Annotated in this window: 10 protein-coding genes; 1 reads left to right on the top strand and 9 read right to left on the bottom strand. The window is 50.9% G+C overall.

What is annotated here, in order from left to right:
* The 9 genes from WCI03_14230 to WCI03_14190 form a co-directional block, all read right to left on the bottom strand.
* Positions 1–650 (bottom strand): transposase (locus WCI03_14230; GenBank protein MEI8141010.1); only part of this gene is annotated, 650 nt, incomplete at its 3' end.
* Between the two features lie 47 nt (positions 651–697).
* On the bottom strand, positions 698–2809 hold the full coding sequence (locus tag WCI03_14225; protein ID MEI8141009.1) for an AAA domain-containing protein: 2112 nt from the start codon (positions 2807–2809) through the stop codon (positions 698–700).
* A 6-nt stretch (positions 2810–2815) separates the two neighbouring features.
* The gene (locus WCI03_14220) at positions 2816–4078 is read right to left on the bottom strand and encodes a PcfJ domain-containing protein (GenBank protein ID MEI8141008.1); all 1263 of its coding nucleotides are present in this window, start codon (positions 4076–4078) and stop codon (positions 2816–2818) included.
* On the bottom strand, positions 4078–4419 hold the full coding sequence (locus WCI03_14215; protein MEI8141007.1) for an ATP-dependent Clp protease adaptor ClpS: 342 nt from the start codon (positions 4417–4419) through the stop codon (positions 4078–4080). Before WCI03_14215 ends, WCI03_14220 begins: the two co-directional genes overlap by 1 nt.
* 935 nt (positions 4420–5354) lie before the next feature.
* On the bottom strand, positions 5355–6083 hold the full coding sequence (locus WCI03_14210) for a hypothetical protein (GenBank protein ID MEI8141006.1): 729 nt from the start codon (positions 6081–6083) through the stop codon (positions 5355–5357).
* The gene (locus WCI03_14205; protein ID MEI8141005.1) at positions 6083–6775 is read right to left on the bottom strand and encodes a DarT ssDNA thymidine ADP-ribosyltransferase family protein; all 693 of its coding nucleotides are present in this window, start codon (positions 6773–6775) and stop codon (positions 6083–6085) included. Before WCI03_14205 ends, WCI03_14210 begins: the two co-directional genes overlap by 1 nt.
* On the bottom strand, positions 6762–8204 hold the full coding sequence (locus tag WCI03_14200) for a DEAD/DEAH box helicase (protein MEI8141004.1): 1443 nt from the start codon (positions 8202–8204) through the stop codon (positions 6762–6764). Before WCI03_14200 ends, WCI03_14205 begins: the two co-directional genes overlap by 14 nt.
* Positions 8205–8235: 31 nt before the next feature.
* The gene (locus tag WCI03_14195; protein MEI8141003.1) at positions 8236–8877 is read right to left on the bottom strand and encodes a hypothetical protein; all 642 of its coding nucleotides are present in this window, start codon (positions 8875–8877) and stop codon (positions 8236–8238) included.
* A complete protein-coding gene (locus WCI03_14190; protein MEI8141002.1) occupies positions 8874–10550 on the bottom strand; it encodes an RNA-directed DNA polymerase in 1677 nt (558 codons plus the stop codon). The genes WCI03_14195 and WCI03_14190 overlap by 4 nt, the downstream gene beginning before the upstream one ends.
* 121 nt (positions 10551–10671) lie before the next feature.
* Here WCI03_14190 and WCI03_14185 point away from each other — a divergent pair, with 121 nt between their 5' ends.
* Positions 10672–10887 (top strand): hypothetical protein, encoded by a 216-nt coding sequence (locus tag WCI03_14185; GenBank protein MEI8141001.1) that lies wholly within the window; start codon positions 10672–10674, stop codon positions 10885–10887.
* Positions 10888–10981 lie beyond the last annotated feature (94 nt).

The raw sequence follows: 10981 nt of genomic DNA, 5'->3' as shown, positions 1-10981 counted from the left end.
CGGCTCACATAGATAGAGCCCACTCGCTCGATGAACTGAAGATTTCCGACGGCCAGAGCTTCCGTCCATTCTGCCTGCCGAGCCAGAGCTCGTCGCCTGATGGTCTCCTCAATCCCCTCCTCATGCACGCGGCGGTAATCTTCAAGGCTCGACATCCCCAGGCTCTCAAGCAGCCGATCGAAATCAAGAATCCGGTATCTCAGGCGCTTCCCTGCCAACTCGTCATAGCCACACCACCGCCACAACGCAGGATGAGCCACTACTCCGGCACGGACCATATTCAGATCCACATATCGAAGACAGTGGAGCAGATGCTGCCCATCCTGAATGATGGTGCATTGATAGGGGTGTTCCCAAACCGCTCCCTCCTCCCCTTTCCGCCGATTCCTATGCGCCGCGAATGCTCCCGACACCAACTGCATCATCCGCCCCACCCGCTCCGGATCATCAACATGGACCACCAAGTGAACATGATTGCTTGTGATGCAGAATCCGTAAACAGGTATGCGATAGCGATGGACCGCCACTCTCAGCCATTCACGATAGACCTCACGATCACGCGCGAACTTCAGCAGGAATCGCCGATCATGACACCGGTGCGTCAGGTGAAAGGTATACCCTCTCCTAAGATATCGAGAAGCCCTGGGCATAGCGCCCATGACTCTGCCACACACTATACGTTCGTTAAAGCTATATTTTAGATAGCAAAAGCGGCTTTTAAACCACTTTTCCGCCCCATTTTCAGACACAACCGATTAACATCTAAGCACTTACTGTGGATAGACCACGCCCCCCCCCTCACCCCCGCCTGTACGGCCATCGACAGGACCTGGTCGATTGTACTACCTGCCGCGTGGGTGTGGAAATAGCCAACATCCGATACAATCACCAGCTTACCTTTTGCGCGCGAGATGCTCACGTTCAATAGATGGGGAGCGCTACTGGCACCCTTACGGCCTGCCAGCAAGACCCCGGGCATTTCCGGCAAGGTGTCGACGGTATCCATAATGACCATATCCCGCTCGTTCCCCTGGAACCGATGCACCGTCCGGCATTCAACGATATCACCGGGGATCCCCGATCCCGCCAGTAATCCTGAAATGAGGCGTGATTGCTGGGCGTAGGGCGTTATGATGGCAATAGATTCAACACCGTCACGAAAAGCTTCCGTAGCCAGACGTACGCACAGCTCGGCGGTCAGCTTGTTGGACCGGGAGTAACTGCCCTCTGATCTACTGCACTGAGTTGTCCCCTCAGTATCAACAACGACCAGCGCCTGGCCCGGATAGGGATGACAGGCGGCAATGGTACTCCTGGATGAGGTACTTTGATCGCTCACCAGTCTGCCGCCATAAAACAACTCACTGACAAGCGAGCCGATCGCGGGGTGCATCCGGTATTGGGTATCGAGCATCACCACGACCTTACTGAGATCAGGGTCCGGCACCGTTACGTCAAAAATATTGCGCCCCATTGCCTGCTGCGCATAACGATCCCTGGCCACTACAATCGGGGGCAACTGTCTGGGGTCACCCACCGCGATGATCTTCTTTGCCGCTAACCCTGCGCAATAGAACAGTGTTGGTAGAACCGCCATCCCGGCTTCTTCTACAATTACTACGTCGAACTGCTGCGCCATCAGCAGCTTACTGATATACATGTTCGTCATAGTGGCCAGCACCACGCGCGCGTTATTCATAACCGCCTGCTCTTTTCCGGCAAGTTTCGTAGAAACAGCATGGATTTTTGCCTGATAGAGCGTATTGGCCCTGACGAGTCTACGGCGCCGGCAATTAATGAAGGCCTGCTTTCGGGTAGGACTCATTCTGAGGATATGATGAAGCAGCCGATATTTGACGATACCGGAGATATCGCCAACATGCAGGGGATCGTCGGGAAGCAGGTCGAACATATCCAACTGGTGCCCACCCACCGCCCCTTTGAGCTTCCTGAGTGCTTTATCGCATTCTTGGATCTGCCCCACGACCGGTTGGCCGTGGGCTTTCAACCTGTCGAGTTGTTTGCGCAATGCCTCATTCTGCGCCTTGATGACCTCGCCCAAGCTTGCCCCATAGGTCTCGGCACTAGTCTGGCCGACACGAATGATCTGACCAGCCTTCATACAATCCTGTGCCGCAAGATTTGTGGCCAGTACGGCCAACGCCTGATCAATGGCCGCATTGGTGGTAGAGGTGAGCAGGATGCGATGTCCTTGCGCCATGAGCTGCATCACGATATGGCTGATGGTACGCGTTTTACCCGTCCCCGGAGGACCCCAGATGAAGGCCAGATTCGAGTCACAACATAACTGTACTGCTTGGCACTGGCTCCCATTCAGGTCAGGGGCTTGGAAGACAGATGGCGAGCTTTGCATTACAGGCGGGAGCTTGCCGAACAAGGTCAGCGCACTCGTGGCATGGAAATCAGGGGAGGCCGGCAGGGATTCCAGCGTATGCAGAAGCCGCTCATAGAGGAACCACGGGTAAATAACCAAAGTCCAGGATGAAGAACTCTGAGGGATTTCTGTTTCGCTCCGCAGAGTCAGCTGATCCCCCTCTATTGCGGCAATGGTAACCAGTATTTCGCCCTCATCATGAGCCAGCGTACATTCGCCATTAAGGACCAGTTTGTCGGCGGAGGCCGCTGCCGTGACGTCATATAGCCTATAGGCACTGTTCAGGGGTGTGGCGGTTTCGATGGGAGTGCTGACCGGCACCTCGAATGGCCCCAACTGCTCCCGCATGGACTCCATCTCCATCCGTACAGCCTTCTGAAAGCTGTCCACGAATTGTTGAACTATTTCCTGCATAAGACCTTATAACGACATCTGGTTCATATTGAGCCAGTGATTGACCACCATCCTCGTGGCCTGTGTGCAGCCAGAATTCCTGTGCATCTGCAGCTCTCCGATCTGCCAGCAACCACCTCGCTTCACAATGGAGAGCGTATGCCGATCCGGGGCCAGTACCCGGTAAATATAGATCTCTCCGCTCAGCACTTTCTCTGCATAGGTCCGGCCACGCCCGACACAATTGTTCTGGGTGTCGGACTCCCTTTTCAACTCAGCATAGGACTCCAGCGGAACAATCGTCTCCGTGCCCGGAATGGGCGGAGGAGGGAATCGTGCCGGCCTGATTTTTCGCTTTTCTTCCGCGATACGACGGGCAATTCCGTTAATCCGGTTCAAAATCTCCTGCTGCTTCCGGGCAAGATATTCCTGATGCAACTGTTCAATCCGGGTATGACATGTCTCGACATCACGCCTGGAACGGAACGGCCGCAATCGATTCGTGGCATCCATTTCATGCGCCACCGTCAGGATATCGCAAAGCATATCCCCGGTAGGGGCCGCCATCTGCTCATCAGGCGACTCCACCACCTCATAGAGCAACTTAGATGTCAATAAATGCGCCCCACCGGGTTGACCGGCCAGAAAAATAACACCCGTGGTGAGCGTTGGAAGATGGGCAAAAATCTTCAGGGTTTTAAGTGAGGTCGTGCATTGCCTCAGTTTCCGGATCAAGCCAGGATGGACGATATCCACCGGCACTTTCTTGAAGAGTTTAACCATGGCCTCCGTTGCGGGGAACCCCAGTGTCCCCAGAATCTCACGTTGTTTAAGGCGGCTATACCGGACGGCCCGGGTTATCGTGACTTCCGGGGCGGGGCTCCCCTTAAACTGCTCATTATTAGCCAGCGCATAGGCCAGGACCGGATTAGCTTTCGCCAGATCCCGTGCCGGGATAGACCGTTTAAGGAGCCGCATCAATGGCCACTGGTAACAGTTAAAGGGTTCAACGGCTTCCGCAAGCATGACAGGTAATTCGGCACGAAAAGCATGGAAAGCTTCATACTTATCCTGCAACAGGACCTTATCGGATTCCGGGATATCCGATGGCAGCGCGTTTGAAGGGGCCAGGATCCGGAACTCCGGCTCAAAAGGATGCCATTTCCCCGAGGCCAGCTGAACATGCGCCTCCGGAACCGGGAACCACTGCAATCTCACCCGCCCCCCGCTCGGACCAGTCAAGAATAGCGAGTTATCGATGAACTCAAATTGTTTCGCACTTGGGGCCATCAGACCTTCTCCACCGTCGCACTGAGGCCAAGGCCCCGCAACTGATCCCGGTGCTGGATGGCAGGGGTTTCGGCTTCCACCTCGGCGATGGAACGTCCGCGCCGATGGGCTTCCATCATGATTTTCACCGCCATGTCCTTCCCATGCCCAAACACCTGAATGAGGCATCTTGCAACATGCCCGCCCTCATTGTGGTCATCATTATGGAGAACAACCTGACAGATATCTTCCGTTGCAGGGGTGGACTGGTCATGGCTTGCTGGGACTTTCGTTTTCCCTGGTCGCACCCTCGGCGCCTTCACGGGCGCCTGGGTAGCAGCAAAAAGTAAAACAGCATTCATGAATACACCTTTTAGTCTTCGTGCCAAAAAACACAACTGATCCTTTTTAACCGATGGCACATCCCGCCCAAAATGAATATGTGTTTAACACAGGGGGGTGGACAAATAGCGTCCGGGGGAGGGTTTCACCACTAATAGATGAAATTCAGGGAAGAGTTTGAACAGCCGCCTACGGTACTCCAGCGGACATATCGACTCCCATGGGAGCTCGCATAAGCCCATTCGGCAGGCTCAGGGCAGTCTCGCGAGGGATAAGACAATGTGGTATAAATTTTCCCCACGACTACAGGCCTCTGGCGTAGCCACGTTCTCTTTTGTTCCCATTTTAGGGACAACCACAAACCCATACATTACCCGATTGCATCTTAACAAGAGCAAAAGTACCCCAAGGGCCGCTCAGGGAGTTGTGAAATTCGCAATTCAACTATATAGGCAAACCTCACACTGATTGAGGAAGCTAGATATGCCGCAACCACAACAGAAACCGACGCAACCACGACTCCGGCTTTTCCGCAAAACCAGCTCCAACAAGCGTTAATAACTCCGGACCAATAGAATTCTTGACCAACACTTCAGCCTGACGGTCACCGATTAACAGTGCTGTAGCTAGTTTTCTACTTATGCGAGCCCGGTTCGCTGTCGCATTTGTGTTACTATATAGTGCGTCTGGATGATCAAGCACAGCTTCGTCAACTGCCAGCCAAACAAGGTTCTCTATCCTGTCCTTCTTCGCTACCCATGCCATGGGGTGATTGCGCCATGTAGATAATCGAACATAGTCCTCTAGTCCCTTCCGTTTATCAAGATCACGGGATAGACGATTCGACCCGGGCCGATGGTCTATACGTCGAAGTTCGAGTTCTTGCCAACTAAGCAGTCCATTCTTCATGATTGAATCGACATTTGAAGCATCGGTGAAATGGTATAATTTCATTTCAATTCTCCAATTTACAAATATCAGAGCAGGAAAGTTCGTGGTGCTGGGCAAAGGATGTCCCGTCGATCCATTCAGGAAGAGATCTCATTGTCTCAATGTAGAAAGCGCGATCCTTAAGAATGGCATCCAATTGTCCCGCACGCGACAAAGCAACAAATAGAGCAGCGGAAAAGGCCTGACAGTTGATAGATCTCTTGGGATTGAACTCGATATCTGTAAACGCATCGTATTTAAGAATGGATGAGGCAAGAGGTGGATTGCGAAACAGAAAGTTTAAGTATATCCAGTCATAAAAAATGGTCTTCGGCCGTGTGGGCCAAATTTTCCCGTAGAAATTGAAAGCCTTTAGAGGACCATACATTTTATCCTTAAAAAAGCCCTTTGCATCGCGGGCAACGGCGCCGTAAAGTGCATGAAAGGGACCCGCATCACGAAAGACCTTGCTGCCTTGAAAAGCAGACTCCACAGACACAGTCCGTCCGGATGGATCCCGAAAACTTAAATTAAAAGCACTTAAATCAACCCCTAAAGGGGTTCGAGACTTACTTGAGATCTCGAGTGGATTGCATTGATGTTGTTTCTTAATAGCCACGTGAAGTGAGTCAATACACTTCTGCTTCTGCGAACGAGCCATCCCAGGACTCCATAAAAAATCAACAAACTCGACCACTACCCCGAAAGAAGGTGGAGTGAGTGTTTGAACGATGAAAACCGGTCTTGTTGCCATTAATTTCTTTCCTTAAATAAACTTGGTTCAACAGCACACTGCGGCACTGTAATTCCTCCGAACAAAGACAATGCGCCGCGCGCCCGCTGCATGTGTTCATTAGTCTCAAAATAGAGGGCAATGAAATCAGCCGTTGATAGTCTGTCCTTAACGAGTACTTCAGCTTGGACATCGGTCGGCATACATGGTCGAAGATTGTCGCGAGTTAAACTCCGGCTTGAATTCAAATTAGAAGCTTCAATTCTATCCTCGAAGAGCGCACGAAAGGCTGAGACTGATCCAGAAATGCCGCAACTCTTGGCGTAAGAGGAGGCGGCATTACCTACCGAGAACAGTGTGTCAACATAGAAGATACATCTAGGTTGAACTGCGATCACACACCAACTGTCACACCATTCACGACAAGCTTGCCGGAATCTGGCGAGGAGCAAATGATTTGGGTGTTCGATTGATAGATTGATGTAATCTGGCTTCTTGTCCAGACGAAGTTTGTCATTGATCTCGATAAAATCATTGAGATGAAGTTCGGGATGGTTGGCTACTACACCGGCGAGTTGATTGCGGGAGAGCAAGTCCCCCTGTTGGAAAATACTAAGCAAATTAATGCTCGGTGTGAAATGGGTTACTCGTGTAATTCCACGAGCCATCACTTCCTGTTCCAGTTCTGCTGAGTGGGGCTTAAGGGATTGCATGAGAATCGGCTCTTTGAACAGTTACTGGATCAATTTCATCAAGAAATCGACACGGGGGTTGCGCCGACGAGATCAATGTCAACGAATGCCGAGCACGCGTCATACATGTGTAAAGCAGGCGGCGTTCTGTTGATATGTGCAATTCGTCGTTCTCATCTGTGAACCCCTCAGGATATGGCACAACAGCGTCATTGAGATCACATATAATGACATGGTCAAATTCCAAGCCTTTTACAGACGGCATTGTGCAGGTGTAAAGACCAGGATCGGAAAGGTTGCCGTGTTCTGATGCTGTTATACTAACAGGACTGAAACCCTCTTTCGCGAGAACCATATGCAATTCGTTTGATCGGCGGCGCGACCGGTGCAGGACTACAGCGGAATACATTGTAAGATCAATGTCCCTGAGAACTCGCACAATATATTCGATCTGGCTTTGGTCGTCATTGACTGAAATTATATTTGGAAGTGAACCATCACGTTCAGGCAGTATGTGGGCCGAAAATTCCGTTTGTTGCGGATCATTAGCGAGTAGAGAAATTGCGGCCTGTGCAATTTGTTTAGTATTCCGATAGTTCCGTTTAAGCTCAACCGTGCGACCGCCACGAATATTTATACCGATGTCTGACCATGAAAATCCACTTTTGTAGATGCGTTGGGCGGCGTCCGCGACAATAGTAATACTATTCGTCTCGGCGTTGACGAGCCGTGTTAAAACGAGAAGTTGAACCGGAGTCATATCCTGAGCTTCATCAACAACCAAATGACTGAAGGGCGGCACAAAAGAAGGATCGCTTTCGATAAGGGAGAGCGCAATTGAGCCGAAGTCTTCGAAATCAACAAGCCCTTTTTCTGTCATTTGAGTAGTATACGTTGCAAACATCTTCCAGATTATTTCTTTGTCTTGAGCAGTTACTCGATCAGTTGTTCCTCGCCCTGTCCGTTTTGCATTACTGTATTCCTGCTCATTAAGGAGGCGTCTGCCTTTAATCCACGCGAATTCTTCTCGAAAGAATTCGATCTGTTTATCGAGAACCGCTCTTAAGGGATACTCCAAACGCAGAGGAATTTTAGCCTCTTCAATCAGTTGGTCGATTTCCTGTTGGTCGGCGACTCTCCGTGTCTTCCAAACGCCTCGTTGTTTCAGGAAGCTGTATGCCCATTTATGAAAGGTAACAACAATGATAGGCGTTAAAGACAGTTGATCAGGCCCCAGGATGCTTTCAACATATCGAACAAGGCTCTTGGTATAGGAAAAAATGGCAACATTCGTATCGCGAAACCAGTCCTGAGATGATGCCACCAGATGGCGCGCCCTAAAGATGGCCACCGTCGTTTTCCCACTCCCTGCACCTCCTTTGATCTGAACAGGATTGTTCAGGGGCAGGTTCAAAATGCGATTTTGCTCGCCTGTCAACGTAATGGCCATAATCTTCTTCTACAGTAATAGGTCTGAGCAATCAAGGCGAGGTTCTCGAAGCAAGAACGGTACAGGATTCCGGAAATGCCGTTCTGTAGAGTGGCAGCATTACATCAAGCGCTGTCTTGAGTTGCTCAACGACAAATTCATGTATCTGTAACCGCTTCCTGCTGTTCAACTCGCGGATGTGTCGCTGTCCATCTTGCGACACAAACTGCACGTGCTCCAATGCCGATCGCTTCTGATACACCGCGTGAAAACATGCCCCCACCCTCGCGAGATCAGCACCTCGGAGCTCATACTTATCGTAAACATCTCGTTCCTTGATTTGACCGCTGACACCGGGTGGAATCTGGTCGTGCAAAACGTCCCTCATGTAGACCAGTAAAATGCAGTCCATACATTTCAAACAATCATTGACCCATTCCTTGACGCGCCGCGCCGGAACGATCCTGATTTCCAAGCAGTTCAGGGCATGATCTTTGGCAACATAGAACTCAGTGCCCAACGGATTTTTGAAGGCAAAAAGGCAGGCCACATTGCGGATATGATCGACAAGCCGCTCAACAGCGGCGTCATGATCTTCAGTTTTCGCCTCGACGAGATAGGCTTCCTCGAAGGCGCTCAATACCGGGCGCACGGTCTGTTCAATCATCTTCAGGCGTTGGGCGGAGAAGCTCATCGTACCCCCAGTGCATCCATGAGTTGTTCTCGACTCAGGCCCTTCTTACCCCACAACTCAACGCACGACAGGACCTCCCGTTTGAGGACGGGGTCGCTTTCATTCGCCGCATGAGCCACAATCGACTTCAGGAACTGGCTATCTCGCGAATGGCGGAGCAACAACAGATAGACTGTACGTTTTGTGTACCAGTCCTTGTGGCCATCAAGGGCGCGGAACATATCCCGCAATTCCTTTGTTGAGAACTCCTGACTCAACGCAAGGCACTGATACAAATGGTGTCCCACCCATTCGTAACACTGATATTTCTCTGCAAGTTCGAGAAGACGTGTCTTCACAGTCTTGTTATTCTCGTACAGAGCTAAAGACCAGCAGAATTGGTCAGCCAACCAATAGTACTGATCCAAAAGAAACAGCCATCCAGCAATCTCTGACTCCCCTCCCAGTTTGACTGGCACACCCAGTTCTTTGAGGATCCGGTGCGCCTGTCGAAAGCGAAATCCCATTCCCATAAATTCACGTTGAACTGAACGATCATGGATCGACAAGGTTTTTCGCCCCTCTGGTGACAACTTCTCGCGCATGACCCGAGCCACATCCAGCAATTGAGAGCGACAGGCCGCAATTGTTTTCTTTCTCAGGCTGGAGTTCCCAACTTCTTTATCATCATGAATCGCGCCATCCTGTTCAGCCAGGGATGCAAATTCAACGCTGGTATCTGTCTGAGCGGACGCTTCTGCCTGTTCCTTCCCATAGTCAAATGCAATAAAGGAGTCAGCCTCATTTTCAATGGTCAACTTCTCGATACCAGTTTTTTTGGCATTCAGTGATAGAGCGTGGCGTTTCAGATACCGATCCAACTCAACCATGACACGCTGAAGATCATCGTGAGAGTAGCCGTATATCCGAATGTCATCCATGTACCGGTAATAACGCAAACCGCGATCCTTGATCAAATTGTCGAGATCATTGAGAAACAAGTTTGCGAAGAAATGCGAGGCGCTGGTTGCCTGAGGGATGCCCACACCAGGGGTAGGTCCCTCGCGCGTACCAGACCAAACGTTCAGGCAATCACCCAACAGATCCAGGATTTCCTCATGGAGACCGCATTCATCACCAAGGAATGCGAGCAAATTATAATGTGGGATCGCATCAAAAAAGCCCGTGATATCCGTTTCAAACTTATGGGTCACCTTGTCCACCCGAATCGCCTCATTAACGGAGTCGGCGAAAGCTTTGTAGAGGGAAAGATAAGGTTTGAAGAAGAAAAACTCCGCATCGGGCTTATCAAGCAACTTTAGGCCCAGTGGCACTTCCTCGTTAAGCACCGTTCCAAAGACAAAGTCCTTATTCTCATCCATGCGGGCATATGTCCGCACCGCAACATCATTCGCGACGGCCTGGTAAACCAAGGCATCAGCTACAGGGAGAATTGTAATGGTCCTCTGCATCCCCGAGGACTTCGGCCGGTAAAATTTCGGCGGACGCGTTGGGCGGAATTCTCCTTTTTGGAGAGAAACCGATAGAGTCTGGAGATTCACGTCCAAATTAGAGCCAAACGCCCGAATGCCGAAGTAGTCCTTGGACTCACGTTGACCCGTGCGAATATAGCGTTCCCAAGCCAAGCGAAGCGCTTTCGGCGAAAAGATGTCCAGGTGTTCTTGCGATCCCATCACAACTCCACCTCCACAGATTGACTTACATGACACCCCTGAGGGTCACCTATCAAGGATAAGGAGTCAATAACTAAGCAACCTATCACTCACTCCGTGAGAATACTAAGACGGTCCCCTGATGAACTGCCAATTGATTGCACCGGGACCGGCACGCGGCACGTTTCACGATGATCTGCGCTGGCACATCCGGGATGGGATGAATGAACGGATTGAGGGACAACGCGAAGTCATGCGACTGAAGAACAAGACCGTCATCCTGCCCAGCGACATCCGGCTTCAACCCAAACGTGAGGCGGTCGATCGCAGGATGGTATTATTGCGAGAAACCTGCTGAGCGCAGAATATGGAGACTTGATCCTGGCTCCTCGGATACGCCTTATAGGCATTTTCACACCGTTTTTCCTCATATTATCACATCAATTAAATAT

It is taken from the genome of bacterium, assembly GCA_037143175.1.
Taxonomy (GTDB): Bacteria; Verrucomicrobiota; Kiritimatiellia; order CAIKKV01; family CAITUY01; genus JAABPW01.
Note: the sequence above shows the minus strand (reverse complement) of the source record. Positions and strands in the feature narration are given on the sequence as shown.